Source organism: Rhizobacter sp. (assembly GCA_021153565.1).
In the GTDB taxonomy this organism is placed as follows: domain Bacteria; phylum Pseudomonadota; class Gammaproteobacteria; order Burkholderiales; family Burkholderiaceae_C; genus Albitalea.
The window spans coordinates 1-18941 of record JAJKJU010000306.1 but is presented as its reverse complement, the minus strand read 5'-3'; the positions used below and the strand labels follow the sequence as shown (position 1 = coordinate 18941).

Sequence of the window (18941 nt, the reverse complement as noted above, 5' to 3'; positions counted from 1 at the left end):
GCAGCCGCAACGAACGGTGCGATCACGTTGCAGTTGCGGTCACAGAAGGGCACGACCTTGTCGCCCTTGACCCGCTTGTGCCCGTTGAAGCCGATGTTGTCCCCGCCCTTACCTACCGCTGGCGGCGGCCGCCGGCTACCGGCTTGCCGACGACGCGCCGCTGCTGTGGGCCGCCTTCGAGCAGTTGCACCACAAGCACGGGTTGCCGGGGAAGTTGGAGATTCCGATGGAATCCTTCGCCCGGGCGGTGGAGATCGTGCTAAAGGACGGCACGACGCGCGACGCCGCGGGATACCGGCCGGATGCGGCCACCTGGTACGCCGCGGCGCAGGCCAGCGGCTACATCCAAGCGCGCCGCGCGATTAGCCAGGAGATCCTGGCCGCGGCCGCATAGCAGCCGAGCGTCATGGTGATGCCCATCCTCACCTTCGACGAGCGCGCGCTCAGCGCGAGCTTCGGCTACGTCTTCCGCACCCGCTGGCTGCAGCCATATGAATCGATCGTCGGCATGCTGTGGAAGTTCGCTCGCATGAACCGGCTGCCCGGGCATTGCGTCGTCATGCACCTGCGCAGCGGCGAATTGGATCCATACGCCGGCATCGAACCCTTCGAGGTCGACGTACCCGTGGTTGCTCGCATGCTGGGCATCACGCACAAGCGCGTGCGCGAAGGCATCGGCAATCAGCACCCCCATGTCTGTCCGTTCCTTCGCAGCTGTGCGCGATGCATGAGCCTGGGCTATCACGCACGGGTGCACCAGCTGCTGCGCTACGAGACCTGCCCGATCCATGGCCAACCGCTGCAGGCGTCATGCCGCCACTGCCACCGCCCCTGCGCGTATCGGCTCAACGCGCTGCTAATCGACGCGCCGTTCCGCTGTGCTCACTGCCGTGCGTATCGCACCCACACCGGCACAGCGCCGACAACCTGGCACGCATCACTGCCAGCCAGGGACCGCACGGCTATCACGCGCGCCGCGCTTGGGTACCCACCCGCCACCGGTTCGCCGGTGACAAATTCACTTCGCCGACGCCACGATTGACATCTTTACTTTGCGCGGCCCGCAAACCCGCGCCACGCCTGGCGTTGCGGCCCACCCCCGCCGCTCGGTCGATGCGGATTGACAGATTTACCGTCGCGTTTGTGACGACATTGCTTTCCTCTACGACGGCGGAATGCACGCCCAACTTGCTTGTCTTTTTCAACTACTAGACGAACCACCAGCGAATTCCGTGGAAACTTGCACATTCGCTCCCGCCGAAACGCGCACTTAGTGTCGAAGACCACCCCGACCGGACGTGGCGAATCCTGGCCTGATACCGGCCGGGGCGCGGTAGGGCAGCGGGGATGGGGGCTCGGGGAGCAACGGAACAGAAACTGCAGTTAATCGTTTTCGGGACTCGCCCGCTCGGCCGGCGAGCAATCAGACCCGCATCGGGCGCAGGTCGGCGAGTTGCAGCATGAGCTTGGGCAGCTGCAGCAAAAGCTGAGCGCGGCGGAAGCCGCTTTGGCCGAGGAGCGAGGCGCTGGTGAAGCTCTGCGCGCTCACCTTGAGAGGCAGCTTGAAGCCAAACCGACGCGCAAGGCGTGTCGCACGCAAATGACCCATGAAGGTAGGGTGCGGGGCTTATTCCGTTTTACCAACCAATGCCAGCCCACTTATGCGTTGATCGCTTAACTGCACTTTCTGTTCCGTTGCTCCCCAGACCCCGGGAACGCAGAAGCCGTAATTGGTTCCACCCCGAGTGAGGCGGTTCATCCCCACGCACGTGGGGAACGCCACTGGATGATTCGCTGGTCGTTCTGTGCGAACGGTTCATCCCCACGCACGTGGGGAACGCATCGTGGCTGGCGCCAGCGCCGGATCATAGATCGGTTCATCCCCACGCACGTGGGGAACGCCCCGCGCCGCGCAAGGGGAGGAGGAAATGATCGCGCGGTTTATCCCCACGCACGTGGGGAACGCCCAGCCCATGTGCTCAAAGCCGTGTTCTCAACCGGTTCATCCCCACGCACGTGGGGAACGCTCTGTGTTTCCGAGACAGCTCAATATGATCGTCGGTTCATCCCCACGCACGTGGGGAACGCGGATCGGACACATGTTCCAACGTCCCTGGGAGCGGTTCATCCCCACGCACGTGGGGAACGCGGATCGGACACATGTTCCAACGTCCCTGGGAGCGGTTCATCCCCACGCACGTGGGGAACGCACATTCCCCTTCGCAAAATCACCCGTCGCCGCCGGTTCATCCCCACGCACGTGGGGAACGCGGTGAACTGGTATGTGGTTTCATACAGTTGCGCGGTTCATCCCCACGCACGTGGGGAACGCTAACTCCATCGCAACCGGAGATCCAAGTGAGCCGGTTCATCCCCACGCACGTGGGGAACGCCCTGACGAGGAGACGACGGATCACCTGTGCTGCGGTTCATCCCCACGCACGTGGGGAACGCCAAAGGCCAGGACATTACGCCATCGCTGGACCGCGGTTCATCCCCACGCACGTGGGGAACGCGCTTTGGAACCAGCGGTCGCATCCGTGATGGCGCGGTTCATCCCCACGCACGTTGGGAACGCCCGTGAACTGTTTGAGACTGGCGAGAGGAAGCCGGTTCATCCCCACGCACGTGGGGAACGCGTAGTGAGCAAGCGAGATAAACAGTTTCTCGATCGGTTCATCCCCACGCACGTGGGGAACGCGGCAATGCGACCAATGGCAAGTGCGACATCACCGGTTCATCCCCACGCACGTGGGGAACGCCACAGCCCGACCAGCACCATAGCGATTGCAGACGGTTCATCCCCACGCACGTGGGGAACGCCCTGTTGCGCGACCAGATAGACCGTCGTGGTGGCGGTTCATCCCCACGCACGTGGGGAACGCTCAACGCGCCGAAGCGCAGTCGCTGCGAGCCACGGTTCATCCCAACGCACGTGGGGAACGCTTCCGATCGATGCTCAAATATCGGCACGTTCGCGGTTCATCCCCACGCACGTGGGGAACGCGCTGATGACTGGGCGCGCGCGGTATTTTGATCTCGGTTCATCCCCACGCACGTGGGGAACGCTCGACCGATGTGTATCCCAAGCTCGATGCCAGCTGGTTCATCCCCACGCACGTGGGGAACGCGGCCGCGACCTCGACGCATTCGGCCATGCAGTCGGTTCATCCCCACGCACGTGGGGAACGCCTCCTTGTTTGCGCCCAGCAGTGCGAGTGGGACGGTTCATCCCCACGCACGTGGGGAACGCGGGGTACGGCAACCGTCGATCAGGTTCGCGTGCGGTTCATCCCCACGCACGTGGGGAACGCTCACTCGACAGGCACTCCATGAGGTTTAGAGACGGTTCATCCCCACGCACGTGGGGAACGCTAATCGTGATCATCGAACCAACTCCATCATGCCGGTTCATCCCCACGCACGTGGGGAACGCTATGTTGGAAGCGACAACCGCATGGCTTGAACCGGTTCATCCCCACGCACGTGGGGAACGCCACTATCGACGGCGGAACGATAAACACCCTGACGGTTCATCCCCACGCACGTGGGGAACGCGTCAAGCCCGCCGTAACCATAGTTCCTTGCTCCCGGTTCATCCCCACGCACGTGGGGAACGCTCGCGACAAACCGTATCGAGCACGGGCACGAGCGGTTCATCCCCACGCACGTGGGGAACGCTCCCTCTCGATATTTTTCGAGAGGGGGTCAGTCGGTTCATCCCCACGCACGTGGGGAACGCGGTGGCGGCGACCCCCGCCGTGAGTGCCTCCCCGGTTCATCCCCACGCACGTGGGGAACGCACCAGCGGCAGGAGCAACCCATGCCTGGGAGTCGGTTCATCCCCACGCACGTGGGGAACGCAACTTTAGTGACTTCCTCAGCCATTGCTATGTCCCGGTTCATCCCCACGCACGTGGGGAACGCGTGCTTACCCGACCCGCCTCCACGCGCAGGAGCGGTTCATCCCCACGCACGTGGGGAACGCACAGTGCCGAGCGCGAGAACCTCCTCGGCAGTCGGTTCATCCCCACGCACGTGGGGAACGCCGCACACGTTGAAGGCGGCAGGAGTGGACTGCCGGTTCATCCCCACGCACGTGGGGAACGCTGCATGAGATAGTCCGTGAACTGCCGCACGTACGGTTCATCCCCACGCACGTGGGGAACGCTCACCCAATTTCGGGAGCGCTGACAGCGGGTACGGTTCATCCCCACGCACGTGGGGAACGCGAGTTGCTCACGGTGCAAACGCGCGTCGAGTCCGGTTCATCCCCACGCACGTGGGGAACGCAGCTGAGGCTGGCTGACCCCAACGCGGTTCATCCCCACGCACGTGGGGAACGCGCCGCGAGCGCTCAGCAAAGCCGTTCGCGTCACCGGTTCATCCCCACGCACGTGGGGAACGCAGCCTACTTGCGCCGCACCCTGCTCGCGGTGACGGTTCATCCCCACGCACGTGGGGAACGCTTGAACTCACTCGGCAACCAATCTTCTCTCCCCGGTTCATCCCCACGCACGTGGGGAACGCCTCGTGACCATGATTTGCATATCGACTGCATGCGGTTCATCCCCACGCACGTGGGGAACGCGTGGCGCAACTATCCCCTGAATTTACCGCCCGCCGGTTCATCCCCACGCACGTGGGGAACGCCTCACTCGGATCGATATAGTGCAAGCCGCCGGCGGTTCATCCCCACGCACGTGGGGAACGCTGCACAGCCGAATAACTCACCGCCACGTTGGACGGTTCATCCCCACGCACGTGGGGAACGCGCGCGCAACTCGATCAGGATGTCAAGGCAGGCCGGTTCATCCCCACGCACGTGGGGAACGCGTCCCGATGACTCCCATCTGAATCTGTGCGCCTGGTTCATCCCCACGCACGTGGGGAACGCGCTCGGCCCGCTCCGCTGCCAGCCGCTCCAGCGCGGTTCATCCCCACGCACGTGGGGAACGCCATCGAGCGGGGCGCAGCAATCCTCACCCGAGCGGTTCATCCCCACGCACGTGGGGAACGCTACTTTGTCAAGCTCGCTCAGGGCGGACTCGACGGTTCATCCCCACGCACGTGGGGAACGCTCCCGCTGATTGAAACGCAGATTGCAGAGCACCGGTTCATCCCCACGCACGTGGGGAACGCGGTAGCCACTATGAGAAGGAGCGATGTGATGGACGGTTCATCCCCACGCACGTGGGGAACGCACCTCGGTTGCATCGGCCAACTACCCAGCCGCCGGTTCATCCCCACGCACGTGGGGAACGCCATGATCAGTTGATCGTTGAAGCCTTCGAGTACGGTTCATCCCCACGCACGTGGGGAACGCTCTAACTCTATCTCTTTGATTCCATACAGCTTTTCACCCGCGCGATTTTCTACCGGCCGGCAACCTGAATTTTCGACAAGTTTTTAAAGATCGTCGCTGGCCGGTTCCGGATGAAAGCTGACCAGCTGCACGCCGTCGAAATCGACGGGCATACGTCTGTTTTGGCCAAGCGTCTTGAACTCGAAGCCGGCCTCGGCGGTGCTGCGCCAAACCAAGACCGCATTGCCGTCTTCGATGCCTTCTTCCACCTGGCTCCAGATGTGCTCGCGCACACGCTTGCTGTAGTTGCCGACGTAAACGCCGGCGCGCACCTCCAGCAACCATACCGCCATGCGCCCGCGCAGTCGGGGCGGCGCACTTTCAAGCACGATGACCAGCATCGCCGATGTTCTCCGCGTTGGGTATCGCCGGCCCCAGGGCGTCCGGCGGAGACTCCGGGCGCGGCACTTCGCCCGCCGCGAGAATGTCTTCGATGTCCGGGATGATCCGGTCCAGCAGCTTGCTTTGCCGGAACACGTCGCGGCAGCCGAGCCGCACCGCACGTTCTGGGTTGCCATGCGGGTTTGACGCCGCCACCTTGAAGGCCACCGGCACCACGGTCTCGAACTTGTACACGTCGGCAATGTCGTACACAAATGACAGCGGCTTGCCGGTATGGATGAACCCCACCGCTGGGGCGTAGCCTGCGGCCAGAACCGCGGCCTCGGTCACCCCGTACAGGCAAGACGTGGCGGCAGACAGGCAGCGGTTTGGAAGGTCCGACGCGTCCCAGGACTCGGGGTCGTAGTCGCGCCCGGCCCACTTGACGCCAAACTGGTGGGCCAGCAACTGGTAGGTGCGGCGTACGCGTGCGCCCTCGATGCCGCGAAGCTGTTCGACGCTGCGCCGTTCGGGCGGCTCCTCGCCGAAGCGCAGCGCGTACATCTTGCGCACCACCTTCAGACGCAACGCTTCGTCCAGCGCCAGCCTGGCCTGGTAGAGCAGCCTGTCCGAGCGAGCACCGCCGGGCTGCCCAGCCGAATAAAGACGCACGCCGGCCTCGCCCACCCACACCAGCAACGTGCCCACGCGCGCCGCCAGTGCCGCTGCGCGGTGCGACAAGCGCGTGCCCGGCTCCAGCATGATGCAGGCCACGCCGCCCACCGGAATGTGGGTGCGGATGCCGGTGGCGTCCACCACCACGAAGGCGCCGTCGAGCATGTCGATCTCGCCGCGCTCGATGAAGATGACCGACACCCGCTCCTTGATCGGGATGGGCTTCAGCGGGGGAAGGATGCCTGTGGACACGGTCGCGACCGGCTACTCGCCGAGTTCACCCAGCGCTCGATCCGCGCGCGGCCGAGACAGGTAGTACCGCTGGCCAACAGGGAATTGACGGCGTGCAGTGGCCACTAGCTTAGCCCACTGGGCGTACAAGGAGCAAACCGCAGCCGAAGGCTTTGGCGTGGCCGATGCCGCCCGCCAATGCAGCGGCAAACGCCTGCGGGTCGCTGACCGTCAGCTGTCCGCTGAAATCCACCGTGGTGAATTGCAGCTTGCGATCGGACGGGTCGTCGTGTTGCTCATACGCTTCCGCCGCCAGTGAATCGGCGTCGAGGGTAAACCCCATTCTTTCAGAGCGACGCGCCAGCCATGCGCTGCAACTCTGCTGCACGATGCTGTAGAGCGCGGGCCGCGTGTCGTCATTCCAATCGGCCCAACGAGAAAGGCCTTTGGCAGAGAGCAGCTGCTTCTTGGCCTCCATCACCACGTCATGCCGCTTCGACTTGCCGTCGCGGCCGTGGCGTACGGTAGGGTTGGCGCGCAACTCGAAGCGCAGGCTCGTACCTGCGGCAATTTGTGGCGCGTAGTCACGCGTCTGCACCTGCCACGCCTCGTGGACGGCGTCGGGCTTGCGCTTCGACAGCACGTAGAAGCGCGGCATGCCATCCACTTCATGGCGCCGAAAGAGAAAGTCGCGCGCCGTGCCGGCAAGCGCCGGGAACAGTTGCCACAGCCATTGATGATCGGCATATGGGCCATTCATCCGCTGCTGGACGGCTTCTCGCTCACGACCTTGGGCCGGGGTGATCAGGCTGAAGTACATGGTCAGACCTTGGGGGTGATGAGTGCAATGTGTTCGGTTCGGTCGCCAAACTGCCAGCCCTTGCGGCGAATGAGGCGGTCTTTGCGGCGGATGCTGAGGTCGTGGCCCACGCCGGCATGCACATGCTCGTCAAAGGCGATGCGGGTCAGCGGCAGCAGCGCTTCCAGCGGCAGCCGGCCGCGCTTGTCAGCCGCGGCCTGTCGAGCCGCCTCATGCATGTGGGCGTAGTGAGCAAAGGCAGCCTTCGCCGATTCGGCGGCGATGACCTGTGGCCACAACGGCGCAGCCGGCGGGCACGCCTTGCGCCCAAGGTAGAGGGTGAACCTTGGTTCGCGCAGTGCCGCCGCCAACGCGGGCAGGGTATGTGGCGGTGGATGCGAGCCACGCGGCTGCATCGCCACCAGGCTGGCCGCGTTTTGCCGGTAGTCGCGCGTTGACAGGATGGTACTCAGGTCTAGCTTTGGAACGGCCAGCTCATCCCGCCGTGTGGCGTTGGGTCGCCCCTTGAGCGCTGAGCGCGGTGGCACCTGGGCCGTGTGGTAGTCGCGGAGCAGGCTACCAGCCGATTGCAGGCCCACGGCAAAGCCGTAGCCGTCGCGCAATGATGCGTGGGCGGCTTCGTCGCCGCGCTCCACGCCCAGCGCAGCGCCGAGCAATCCCACCAACGCCGACTGTGACGGATGCTCCGCCGTACCGCGAAACTCGCCCACCGCAGGTTCGCCCCACGACGACAGCGGCGCCTGAAGTTGAAAGACCAGGTAGTCCATCGCGCTCACTCCGTCACGAACTTCACCAGCTCGGCGATCGAGCCTTCGGGCTTTTCTACATTCACCGTGTAGCGGCTCTCGGCACAAGCGCCATAGACGGCATCGAAGTTGTTCAGCCGCGTTTCCAGGGCGGCGACAGACTTCTCAAAGATGTCCTCGTCGCCGAATGGCTTCACGGGTTTCAGATAGGCCTGCGCCAGAGACCGTGGCTGCTGGTTGCCCTTTTCGGCAAGCACATAGCTCGCATATGCGCGCGATGCAAAGCTGTTCTGCATTCCCGTGGGTGACACCTTGGTGATGGCGTGGATCAGCGCTTCGAGCGCGCGGGCAGTCAGCGCTTCATCGCCGCCAAGGTTTCTCTTCAGCAGCTCGCGGTCAATGGCGATGTACAGGTAAAACAGGCCAGCGCCGTAGCCGCGTTCACCGATGTGGCCGGCACCCGTGTCCTCACGCTTGTTGAGGTCGTCCACGGCGCTGAAGTAGTCGTCTTCAACGGCTGCTTTGTGGACGGTGATCGCGTGGGCGACCTGCACGGCGGCTTCCACGTTGAACTCGGCCGCATCGGCGAGCATGCGACCGAACATGGCGATGTCTACCGCTCGGCGTGGGCGGCTCAGCAGCTTCAGCTCATTGGCGGTGGGTGCTTCGTTGCGGGCGACGAGCGCCTTTACCAACGCATCGATGGCGTCCTTCTCTTCCGGGCTGAAATGTGCGAGCTGCTCGATTTCAAGATCGGCATCGTTCTCGGTCTTCTTCTCCGACTTCAGCTTGCCGAATTGCTTGGCAATCTCTTTGGCCCATTCACGGGCGGTCTTCTCGCCGATGCCGCCGGCCTTGAGGTCGTTGAACACCTGCTTGCCCATGAGCTTGGTGCGCGTGCCCAGGTTGCCGGCCAAGGCCACTTCGAAGACATTCGATGTTCTCCAGGCGCGCTTCTGGCTCTGCGATGAAAGGCGAAGTCGGTTGGCATCACCTACCAGAGCGGTCTTCGGCCGACCGGTGTCGTCGCGGTTGAGATTGGAGGGCGGGTAGCTGGTCAGCACGTGGAGTTGGACAAAGCGGGTCATGGGGCTCTCTCTGGTGAATAGTGATCTGGCGGGTAACGCTTGGCGGGACAGGCGCAGCTGCAGATGCTGCGGCTCAGTCGCCAGATTTCTTGGGCCAGGCGTAGTCATAGGCCCAGCTCTTCTTGACAACATCGCCCCAGCTGAACACGTCGTCAGCCAGCGACAACACATCGACCGTGTGTGCGATCAAGGGCAAGCTTCGGCGCACACCGGTGAAAACGGCTTCGATGTCTGGCGCGTTCAACAAGCGCGCAAAACGAAGTTCGCTCACCGGGTTGCGATCACTGCCCTCGGCCGGGTGGCTCATGGCTTTGGGCAGCGATTGTGGGCTGCTCTCCTTCACGTGCGCCGCCAATGCGACGATGGCGGCGATACGCTCCTGTTCGAAATCGCGCCAAGGCTCGCCCGCATGCGCGGCCGCCATCTCGCGATAGACGCGCTGGTAGGCCGGTGTGCAAGCCACAGCGCGAAGACTGTCTGCGCGCCTGAGCGTGGCGCGATCGGTACGTGCGCTCCCGCTTGCGTCGTCGCGGCTGATGGTGTGCCACCAGCGCTTGAGAACAGCTTTGGGAGCGTCGCCCAGAGCAAACCGATTTTGAGTGGCCATGGGTTCTCCTTACGCCGCTTTGGCGCCCTTTGCCTTGCTGGGATTCGGATTCACTTTGACTGGCAAGCCCAGCGTGGTACGCAGCTTGGGTCCGTTCAGGTTCACACCGAGTTGGTGGTGGGCCTTGGCAATGCGCGCCGGGTTCTGGCGCTCGATAGGGCCGGTACCGACCAGTTCCTTGTCGAACAGGCGCAGGGCTGCAGTGCGCAGGCCGGCCCGCCAACGTTCGGCAATCTCTTGCCGGTCCGTCGTCAGGCCTTCGCGCGCGGCTTTGATGCGCTCGCCCAGCAGTTCATAGAACGTCGGTTCGGTATGGCTCCAGAACGCGGCATCGACGAAGCTGAACTCACCGCGCGCGTCGTTGCCGAACCAGGCGTCTTTGACGGCGTCTCGGGTGTAACGGGCTGACAGATCTGCGCCGGCAAGCCAGGTGCCGATTTCTTCGCGCAAGTCTCTCTGCAAGTTGGGGTCGCAGTCGTTCAACGCGTAGAGAGGCATCATGGCTTCGTACCAGCAGCGGGCCTTCATGTTGTCCATGTCGTAGCCAAAAGCCCACAGCCGTAAGCCCACACCGGTGCGCCTTTGGACTTGTGATTCGAAGAACTGCGCAACCACCTCGGCCCGCTTGACATTTCGCTTCTCGTTCTGCATCCCCAACACCCAACCCAGCCAGTGCCTATACCCCAATCCGCCGGGTTGCGGGTGCAGTGGCAGCCATCCTTCCTTGGACTCGTAGTAGGGTGAAAGCGGGTGAGACCACGGCCCCTTGTAGTTGAGTCCGTAATTGCGCGTGACGTAGCGACATACCAGGTGAGCCGAGTCGCATTCGCACAGGTCGCAGACACCGGTGCTGACTGCTTCAAAGTCCAAACGGATGCGCCGCGGCATGGCCCAGAACACGTGCGCGGGGTGTGTCTGCACCGGCGTGACAGAGCCACCTTCACTCTGAATTTCAGTCACACTCGCGAGCCACGGAAAGCTGAGGCGAGGTGCCGTCTTGGTCGAGTCACCGCCTGATGCCAGAAAGCCTTCGCGCTCGCGCACGTTCAACCAAAGGTCATGCCAGAGGCTGCGAAGAACATCCGGGCGTTTCTCGGCCAGCAGCAAAGTGGTGAGGGGGCCACCGCCTCGCAGCCCGGTACGGTGTCCTGCACCACCCGCAGGGGCGTTTACTTGCAAGGTGAAAAGCGCCAGCACTGCGCAGCACGGGCAAAGCTGATTCAACAGACCGCGCTTGATGAAGTGGTCGCTGTTGTTCTTCAGCGTGTTTTCGCCGGGCGTTTCAATAAGCAAACTGCCGATGCCCAGTGACTCCCCTTCCGTCACCCTCAAGTCGAAGTCCTGCATGAAGCGTGCGCCGTTACCGTCGAACTCGAAAGCGATCTTGCAAGGCAGGAACCATTCCTTCAGCGTCTCGCTCGACGGCGGAATGTTGAAGAGCGCGCGCCACTCGAGAGCGTTATCCATCGGCGTGGAGGTTTGCAGCAGTCCGATTGCGAACTGCGCCAGCGCGCCGTTGAAGTCGGCACGGTCGGCGTCGAAGGCCGCAATACGCGAGTCTGAGAGTTGATGCGGGGCGACCCATTCGCGCCCACCGTCGTGCAGTCGCACAGGCATCCAGCGTTCTTCAAGCAGGTTCATTCGTGCTCCGGTGTTGAAGTGGGTTCAGCGCGCAACCCCATGGCGGCGTCGTAGCGCCAGGTGGTCACTGACGGTGGCAGATTGCCTTTGGCCATGGCGCAGGCTTGACCGACGTGCGCCCCGTCCTGTTCGTCCAATGCCAACAACACCGACCATTGGCCACCGCCGGGCATTTGCTCGAGCACGGCTTGAAGCGCCGCTGCGCGCGCGAGTGAACTCGGTGGTAACGCGCTGGCAATCAGCCGCTTGGCCACCCGCACTGTGCTGTAAGTCCATTGATGCCGAGGCGGTTTGTCGTCGCGCCACGGACGCAGTTGGTCGCCGTGCCAGCGGCCGAGCATCACATCGATGGTGTCTTCCCCCAGGCGGGAGGGCGTGACGGTGTCAGAGCTCCATTCGATGCCGTCGCGGGTATAGCCTTTGACGAGCTTCACGCTGTTCATGTCGGCCAGGCTGGCGTCGCCATAGGCCTTTCCCTCGGCCTGGTTCGCGTTACCTTGCAGGCCCTTGGGCAAGGTGTCTTCATCCGCGAACACGGTTTCGACTAGCGTGCGCGCATCGTCCGGCATGGTGAACTGGCCGCTGCGCAGCGCACCCGCCGTCAACCACAGCTGACCATGGTGGGGATAGACGCTTGCTGCCCTGGGGAACACCTGTTTGAACCAGTTGGCCGGCGGCGCCTCGGCCCACACCGGGCCCAGCACCCACAGGCAGGGCTCGCCACGCTGGTCGGTGGCGCCGCGCTGTGTGAGGCGTTGGCCGTGCAAGTCGCGCACGTGGCGGCGCAGGCGGCCGGCACGCTGGATGATCCGGTCGACGGGCGCGAGATCGGACACCACCAAGTCGAAGTCCACATCCAGCGACTGCTCGGCTACCTGCGTGGCAATCAGCAGCCGGCCGCTGCGCTGCTCGGGGCCGCTGCCGGGGCCGAAAGTCGCCAACACGGACTCTTCGATGTCGAGCCGGTCGCCCAGTGCAAACCGCGCGTGGAAGAGTGTGATGCGTTCGGCTTCCACGTGTGCCGCCAGCGCGGTGCGGGCCTCCAGGGCATCGCCAACGGTGTTGCGAATCCAGGCCACGCACTGGCCAGCCGCCAGGGCGGCGACGATGCCGCCGACGATGGCTTCGAAATCGGTTTCGTAGCGCACCTGCACTCGGCGACGGACGTCAGCGCGCGTGTCGATGGCGGCTTCGGACAGGGTGGCAGGCGACAACGCTGACCATGACGTGGCGAGTGGGTAGGCCTGCGAGATCAGACCGGGCTCGGATTGCTGACACCCGCTGGCAAACGCCTTGAGCAAGGCCGCTTTCATGCGCTCTGGCATCGTGGCGGAGAGCAAGATGGCACTGCCGCCTGCACGTGCATGAAAGCGCAGGAGAATCTCCAGCGTGCGCTGCATGTAGGCATCGCAGGCGTGGACTTCATCGATGACGAGGACCTTGCGCGCCAGCCCCAGCAAGCGCAGGGACTGGTGCTTGCTTTGAAGGGCACCGAGCAGGGCCTGGTCCACGGTGCCCACGCCCGCGGGCGACAGCAAGGCACGCTTGTTGTGATCCGCCAGCCAGCGTGTGCAGCGGCTGGTGGCGCTTTCATCACGCTGCCGCGCGTCGCCCTCCTCGCTGCCGGGTTCGATGACGGTGGCTTCGAAGTCTTCAACCAATCTTTTGCGTCCGTGCGCCAGCACGAGGCTGGCATTGCCGTCGAACAATAGGCGGTAGACCTCGGCGATGCGTCCATACATTGCATTGGCGGTGGCCATTGTCGGCAGGCCGATAAAGAAGCCGTCAGCACAGCCAGCCGCCAGCAGGCGGTGGGCCAGCGTGACAGCCGCCTCTGTTTTGCCGGCGCCAGTGACGTCCTCCAGCAAATGAATCTGCGGGCCGGGAGATAGGCTGACCGATGCGGCCCAGTGTTGTAGTGGGGAGGGCTGGGCGATGGTTGGAAACAGTTCGCCGAACGAGCGCAGAACCTGCCGACCGACCGGAAGCACGCCCGAATGCAAGAGGGCGTGTCGCGCCAGCGCCAGCGCTTCGACCCAGTAGTTGCCGATGGACGTGCGGGGCTCGTCGCGGTACACGAACACATCGGAGTTCGAGCCGATCCAGTCGGCCAGCACGGCCAGGCCCGCCACCCACCAAGACAGATCCTTGCTCGCCTTCAGGAACCCGATGGCGTCCTGGGCCTGCGGCAGGCTCGCCGCAGCGGGCGTGAGCAGCATCGTGCGCATGGCGTCAACGAAAGAATGGACTGCGGCCACGTCGCGCGGCCGGAAGTGGTCTTGCATGAATTGCACGTGGCTGAGCGGCGGTTGGCCGTGGTGGCCGGTTACAGCGCGAACCCAATAGGCGATGCCGTCAAAGTAGTCGAGGTCGTTTCCGAACCATCCTTGCTCCTCCGCGCGGGGCTGCACATGGTCCGTCCAGAACTGCATGCCGAGACTGTCGTGCCTGACGTTGGCAGGGGCTCGATTCAGGGAAGGTTCGCCTTGCAGTCGCTCCGCCAGATCGGCGCGCTGGCCCTGGAAGCCAACCGAGAACTTGCCCAGGTCGTGCAGTGCCAGCCAGAAAGTGATCCAGTCTTGCAGCGCTTCGTCCGAAGGCGCGTTGAATTGGTTGCGGAGCCAGGCCATCAGCGCTGGTGTGTGTTGCAAGTAAACGCGGCCGACGGCGGCGACATCGAGCGAGTGATAGACCAGCAGATGCAACTCCGCTGCGCCTTCCTGGGGACGAGCCTTGCCCCAGTAGGCGAAGGCGGCGGACGGCGTCGCGCCGCTGTAACCGAGGTTGAGCATGGGCTTGATGTTGGCGTTGTCTAGGGTCATGGCGTGAGCCTGCGAAGACCTTCGCGCAACTTCTTTTCGACCATGTCCCGCAACCCCGCCGCCCATCGCACCCCCACCTCCGGCACATGCCGCAATATGTCCATCACCCGCTCGCGCGGGTCGGCGTAGGGCAGTTCGAGCAGGTAGCTGCCGTCGGCGTCGAAGGAGAGCGATCGAAAGCCTGGTGGGGTCAGGCGCATTCCTGCAAGTACGAACCAGCGTGCTCGACGGACGCTTGCGTGAGGCGACTTCGCGCGCTGGTACCCAGGTTTCGCGGCCACCGATTCAGCCTTGCAGGAATGCGCCTGATCCCAGGCTTTCGATCGCTCTCGCGGCGAATTCAGGCGCTCTCAAATTCGGTGTCATCGCAGCCTCCGCAGTGACGGCCGTGGATGCCGGCCAAGCTCGGTGGACGCCCAGTTTGGTTGGCGTTCGACGTACCTTGCAAGCTGTCAGACCTGTCAGGTACATGTAGAGGACTGCATTTCAAACCGCTCAGGACTGCATCGACGCGGTTTCAGGACCGAATTAACTGCAACCAGGGCCGGCGGCAGGACAGGATTAAGTGCCACTGAGCCTGCATTCCACCGCCCAGGGCTGCATTGCATGGCGCCGGGACCGGACTATTTGCAAGAGAAAAAGTGTCAGGTTGAAGCCAAGAGGCTGCTGCTTGCATGTCAATGACATGCCGCCCTGGACTCTACTTCGGCGTCCCGGATGGGGGTCGCTTGACGTCCACTTTGGCTATACATCAAACCGACACCCTCGATGTGTACTTGCTGGGGGAGAACCCCGGTACACTCATCGAATCGCACTTGCAACGCACTGTCATCATGAAGACCGCAACCTTCCCATCCCTTCGAGTCGAGGCCGAGCTGCGTGAGGCGGCCGAAAGCGTACTTCGTGAAGGCGAGACGCTGACAAGCTTGATCGAAACGGCGATGCGCGAGACCATTCACCGTCGCCGGGTGCAGGCCGAGTTTCTTGCTCGTGGCTTGAAGTCGAGTGAGGACGCCAAGCACACGGGCCTGTACCACTCAGCCGCAGCGGTGCACGGCGAGTTGCAGCGCAGGCTCGATGCCCGGCGCAAGCAGGTTCTTGGATGAAGGGTGATTTCGAGGTTCGCTACACCGACACAGCCCGTGACGATCTGCTTCGTCTCTTCGATTTCTTGCTCGACCGTGCTCAGACCGCCGAAGATTTCGACGCTGCGCAGCTCGCGATCGACACCATCACCACAGAGGTCGAAAGCCACCTGCGCCGCGCTCCCTTTATATTTCGGAAGTCTGGCCAAAGCCCTTTCCTACGAGAGCTGGTCATTCCATTCCGCAGTGCTGGTTACGTCGTTCTCTACGAGATTGAAGATGGAGCGACCATCAACATCCTGGCCGTTCGACATCAGCTCGAAGACGACTACCACTGAAGAAACTCAGTTGCAGTTAATTCGGTCCAGGCGCCATGCAATGCAGTCTCAGTGGCACTTAATCCTGTCCTGACGCCGGGGCTGGTTGCTAGTGACGCGCAATGATGTTGGCCCGGACGCGCAATAGATGCTCGATTCCGACGCACATTCCGTGAGACGGATCGAGGCTTCAGGCGCACATTGATTGATCCGCAAACCACATTGCGTGACACGGACGCACATTGCTGATCCGCTCGATCACCTTCGCAGCGTCAACCGGTCACAGCGGCAGTGCCGCCGCCCGCATCTCCTCGATCAATTCCGTGGATCGCTGCGGATTTAGCGTGCCGCGCAGCAACTCGCGGATTTCAGCCGGCTTCGCTTCGAACTGTTCGCACAGCGCGCGCACGTCGTAGCCTGGTGACCCCGGCAAAAAGCAGGGCATCGCGCTGCGGCGCCACAGTCTGTGCCCCGTCGGACTTCGACACCCTGGCGTAGCCAATCAGCAGCACCTGCGCGTCCCATCAAATCACAAGCAACCTCATGCCCTTATTGCGACAGAACCGCTACGTCGATGCAGCTATCGTCCGCTCGCCAGATTCATATACTTTTCCGTTTCGTCCTCGTCCACCTGCAGCCACTCCAGCGCCGATTGAAACTTCATGTCGGCCACGTTGCTAAGCCCCATGGCCTTGATCAACAGGGCTTCGAGGTCTGCGATCGCCTTTGTCGGCGCACCCAACTGGACCTGCGGTAGCTCCCGCAACGACAGCAACCCCGTCTTCTTGTTGCGGGTCCTTTGCAACGCACAGAACCCGAACCACGAGAACCGATCCCACTTGTCCTCGTGCTTGTCGGACAGGTGCTGCTTGAGTCGTGTGCCCAGCCCCTGCTTGCGGCACAGACCGACATAGTGCGGCCCGCGGTTGCCGTACAAGAGATAGATGCCCTTCTGGTTGCGGAAGTCAGCCAGATCCAGGTTCGCAGCCTGCGAGCCGCGCCGCCCCAGCAGACGAAACCCCCGCGAGCCTCCGCCCGGAAACCAGTCGATCTCGTTGACCTTCCAGAACAAGCCATAATTTTGTATAAGCATGGGCAACCCCTGTCATTGATGAAACTGTGTCAGCCGCGTTGAGAAGCGGCTGAAGCGAGCCCCTTGTCGCTGCCGGTGCGAACGTCATACCGTCGGGCCGAGCCGTTGACATAGCTGAGGATCGCGATCCCACCCGACAGGCTGCAGCTCACCGCGTGGGGCGATCCGAGCAAGCCTTTGTCGCCACCCGTGTTCGCGTCGTAGCGGCGCGCACTGCCGGTCTTGTAGACCACGACGATGAACTGCCCGTCGCTGGCCGCGCTAACGGCACCGGGGATACCCAGCTGCCCTTGATCGCCGCCGGTCTTCGGATTGATTCGACGTGCCATGCCGTTCTTGATGACTACTGCGTTACCCATGCGGGCCCCTCGTCGTTTCGTGTGGAACCCACGCCTCCCAAATCTGCACGGGTACGGTTACCAGTTCAACGGCGGAATGCACGCGCAACTTGCTTGTCTTTTCAACTACTCGACGAACCACCAGCGAATTCCGTGGGAACTTGCACATTCGCTACCGTCGAAACGCCGCACTAGGTGTAGCGGCTTGCAATCGAAACGGCTCGGGCTCGCAATCGACGCGTTCGCCGGCTCAAATTGATTTGCGACCGATTTGCACCGATGGGAAAGGCAAACCGCTACACACTATTACCTCGCGCTTGTGCAGCAGGACCTGTTCGGGGAGTGGGAACTCGTTCGCATGTGGGGCGGCAAAGGTTCGCCTGTGCGAGCCTGCTGCAGACCAGAGGCAGGCGCTGCAACTGCTCGACGACACCGCGCGCCGGCGAGAACGCAGAGGGTATAGGCCAGCGCCATTGACGGCCTGTGGTGAGGGCATCCCTGTCACGGTTGACGTCATACGTCCATACGTCCGGCATCTGATGATTGAAGTGCCGAGGGCACTGCGAGCCGGCGGCATACGCGCGCCAGGATCGACTGCTGACGTTCTTCGGCGTGGAGCGCGATCGTGACGAGCCGCCACATGACCTCTTCCCGACTGGCTTGGCCCCATTCATCAAGCGAGCAGAAGAGGATTCCGGCAACCGCGCATCGGGGAGCAGAAGGCGTGGCTCAAGCGAGAAATTGCCGCACTTGAGCGGTACGCCACCTATGAGTGTCTGAAAAGGGTGTCTTTCAGACACTCGACTGAACCTGCACGCCGATCCGACTGAAGTGCGGCCTGAGGGCGGCCCAGCGACGCGACGCTATGAACGAGGAGCTCGAAGAGATCTATCGCGGCGCGTCCCGAACGGACTCCAAAGCCTACGCCGCGGCCCAGCGCGCGTTGAAGGACCAAGAGGAACTCTTCTTCAGCGAGTCTGAGCTGGACCACCTGCTGCCCAAGCAGTTGAGGACGGCGGCCAACCCAACGAAGACGTAGAGCTGCGCGGCCGTGCCACCAAGAGGGTGAATTTGGGCAGTTGCCAAAGCGCGCCGTCGAATATCGCGCGCAGCGTCTCTTTCGAAGGCTCCAGATACCCCGTTTCGGACTTTGCAAGGTTGCACCCGCGACGCCGCGAAGCGGACACGGAGGTCAGGAATCTCGATTCGCTCTCGTGGCATGCTCCGCCACTCGTGCCGTGGAACGCTTCCGTCGTACAAGGACACCATGGATTGTTAGAGCTGAGCCTCCTGCCAGGTCCGTCGCGCGCCACAAGACTTCGGGGTGGGCCATCTGCGCTTCCTGACGTGTTGCGCATCTTTCAAGAAGACGTCGTCGGCGTCATGCCGCCGGATCGCCAGTCACCCGCCGAGTCAGTCAGGCAGGCAGATCCGCGACAATTGATCATCTTCCGCGCGCGACCAACTGTCGAGCGCACCCACGTACGCCGAACCAGATTTCGCCGTCCTTGGTTGGTCGCGATTCACATACTGGCTTCTTCAGGAAGCATCTCTCAATGAGCCTCAGTCTCCGCACTTCTCCGCTGCTCACTTCCATCCTTGCAACCGCGATCCTAGTTGGCTTGGCTGGGACTGCTTCCGGCGCGGCGCATCCCAAGCCCCACGCAGCAGCCCACAAGCCAAAGCCGGTTGCATCTGCCGAACCCGCGACGACCACCGACGCGAACGGACTCTCGGTGCCGGTGCTCGCCAACAAGGCGTGGGTGCTCATGAACTTCAACACGGGGCAGAT

19 protein-coding genes and 1 CRISPR repeat array are annotated in these 18941 nt (G+C 63.1%); of the genes, 6 read left to right on the top strand and 13 right to left on the bottom strand.

The window, feature by feature from the left end:
- Window positions 1-226: 226 nt before the first annotated feature.
- Window positions 227-394: a hypothetical protein gene (locus AC30NL_RS19350; protein WP_489465618.1), complete on the top strand. Its 168-nt coding sequence runs from the start codon at window positions 227-229 to the stop codon at window positions 392-394.
- A gap of 12 nt (window positions 395-406) precedes the next feature.
- Window positions 407-1042: a hypothetical protein gene (locus tag AC30NL_RS19345; RefSeq protein ID WP_489465617.1), complete on the top strand. Its 636-nt coding sequence runs from the start codon at window positions 407-409 to the stop codon at window positions 1040-1042.
- 381 nt (window positions 1043-1423) lie between these two features.
- Here the strand turns inward: AC30NL_RS19345 and AC30NL_RS19340 are convergent, their stop codons facing one another.
- The 10 genes from AC30NL_RS19340 to AC30NL_RS19295 all read right to left on the bottom strand — a co-directional run bounded on the left by AC30NL_RS19340 (window position 1424) and on the right by AC30NL_RS19295 (window position 14597).
- Window positions 1424-1609, bottom strand: coding sequence for a hypothetical protein (locus tag AC30NL_RS19340; RefSeq protein ID WP_489465616.1), 186 nt, complete (start codon window positions 1607-1609; stop codon window positions 1424-1426).
- A 142-nt stretch (window positions 1610-1751) separates the two neighbouring features.
- Window positions 1752-5326: direct repeats of the CRISPR family, unit length 29 nt; unit sequence CGGTTCATCCCCACGCACGTGGGGAACGC.
- A gap of 83 nt (window positions 5327-5409) precedes the next feature.
- Window positions 5410-5706: a type I-E CRISPR-associated endoribonuclease Cas2e gene (cas2e, locus tag AC30NL_RS19335; protein WP_489465615.1), complete on the bottom strand. Its 297-nt coding sequence runs from the start codon at window positions 5704-5706 to the stop codon at window positions 5410-5412.
- On the bottom strand, window positions 5687-6601 hold the full coding sequence (cas1e, locus tag AC30NL_RS19330) for a type I-E CRISPR-associated endonuclease Cas1e (RefSeq protein ID WP_489465620.1): 915 nt from the start codon (window positions 6599-6601) through the stop codon (window positions 5687-5689). Before cas1e ends, cas2e begins: the two co-directional genes overlap by 20 nt.
- Window positions 6602-6722: 121 nt before the next feature.
- Window positions 6723-7412 (bottom strand): type I-E CRISPR-associated protein Cas6/Cse3/CasE, encoded by a 690-nt coding sequence (gene cas6e / locus AC30NL_RS19325; RefSeq protein ID WP_489465614.1) that lies wholly within the window; start codon window positions 7410-7412, stop codon window positions 6723-6725.
- A 2-nt stretch (window positions 7413-7414) separates the two neighbouring features.
- Entirely contained in the window at window positions 7415-8179 is a 765-nt protein-coding gene (gene cas5e, locus AC30NL_RS19320) for a type I-E CRISPR-associated protein Cas5/CasD (RefSeq protein WP_489465613.1), read from the bottom strand.
- A gap of 5 nt (window positions 8180-8184) precedes the next feature.
- Entirely contained in the window at window positions 8185-9246 is a 1062-nt protein-coding gene (gene cas7e, locus AC30NL_RS19315; protein ID WP_489465612.1) for a type I-E CRISPR-associated protein Cas7/Cse4/CasC, read from the bottom strand.
- Between the two features lie 73 nt (window positions 9247-9319).
- Complete coding sequence (casB, locus tag AC30NL_RS19310; protein WP_489465611.1) at window positions 9320-9853, bottom strand: type I-E CRISPR-associated protein Cse2/CasB; 534 nt, start codon at window positions 9851-9853, stop codon at window positions 9320-9322.
- Between the two features lie 9 nt (window positions 9854-9862).
- The gene (gene casA / locus AC30NL_RS19305; RefSeq protein WP_489465610.1) at window positions 9863-11494 is read right to left on the bottom strand and encodes a type I-E CRISPR-associated protein Cse1/CasA; all 1632 of its coding nucleotides are present in this window, start codon (window positions 11492-11494) and stop codon (window positions 9863-9865) included.
- The gene (gene cas3, locus AC30NL_RS19300; RefSeq protein ID WP_489465609.1) at window positions 11491-14316 is read right to left on the bottom strand and encodes a CRISPR-associated helicase Cas3'; all 2826 of its coding nucleotides are present in this window, start codon (window positions 14314-14316) and stop codon (window positions 11491-11493) included. Before cas3 ends, casA begins: the two co-directional genes overlap by 4 nt.
- Window positions 14313-14597, bottom strand: coding sequence for a hypothetical protein (locus tag AC30NL_RS19295; RefSeq protein WP_489465608.1), 285 nt, complete (start codon window positions 14595-14597; stop codon window positions 14313-14315). The genes cas3 and AC30NL_RS19295 overlap by 4 nt, the downstream gene beginning before the upstream one ends.
- Before the next feature lie 552 nt (window positions 14598-15149).
- Between AC30NL_RS19295 and AC30NL_RS19290 the strand changes: the two genes are divergently transcribed.
- Window positions 15150-15422: a YlcI/YnfO family protein gene (locus AC30NL_RS19290; protein WP_489465607.1), complete on the top strand. Its 273-nt coding sequence runs from the start codon at window positions 15150-15152 to the stop codon at window positions 15420-15422.
- Window positions 15419-15739, top strand: a complete 321-nt coding sequence (locus AC30NL_RS19285; RefSeq protein ID WP_489465606.1) for a type II toxin-antitoxin system RelE/ParE family toxin — start codon at window positions 15419-15421, stop codon at window positions 15737-15739. The genes AC30NL_RS19290 and AC30NL_RS19285 overlap by 4 nt, the downstream gene beginning before the upstream one ends.
- A gap of 259 nt (window positions 15740-15998) precedes the next feature.
- Here AC30NL_RS19285 and AC30NL_RS19280 read toward each other — a convergent pair whose 3' ends face one another.
- The 3 genes from AC30NL_RS19280 to AC30NL_RS19270 form a co-directional block, all read right to left on the bottom strand.
- Complete coding sequence (locus tag AC30NL_RS19280) at window positions 15999-16163, bottom strand: hypothetical protein (RefSeq protein ID WP_489465605.1); 165 nt, start codon at window positions 16161-16163, stop codon at window positions 15999-16001.
- A gap of 135 nt (window positions 16164-16298) precedes the next feature.
- Window positions 16299-16811, bottom strand: a complete 513-nt coding sequence (locus AC30NL_RS19275; RefSeq protein WP_489465604.1) for a GIY-YIG nuclease family protein — start codon at window positions 16809-16811, stop codon at window positions 16299-16301.
- Window positions 16812-16840: 29 nt separating this feature from the next.
- Window positions 16841-17170 carry a hypothetical protein gene (locus AC30NL_RS19270; RefSeq protein ID WP_489465603.1) on the bottom strand — a complete coding sequence of 110 codons (330 nt, stop codon included), beginning with the start codon at window positions 17168-17170 and terminating at the stop codon, window positions 16841-16843.
- A 799-nt stretch (window positions 17171-17969) separates the two neighbouring features.
- Between AC30NL_RS19270 and AC30NL_RS19265 the strand changes: the two genes are divergently transcribed.
- A complete protein-coding gene (locus AC30NL_RS19265) occupies window positions 17970-18188 on the top strand; it encodes a hypothetical protein (RefSeq protein ID WP_489465619.1) in 219 nt (72 codons plus the stop codon).
- Between the two features lie 517 nt (window positions 18189-18705).
- The coding region (locus AC30NL_RS19260; RefSeq protein WP_489465602.1) for a hypothetical protein at window positions 18706-18941 on the top strand (236 nt) is incomplete at its 3' end.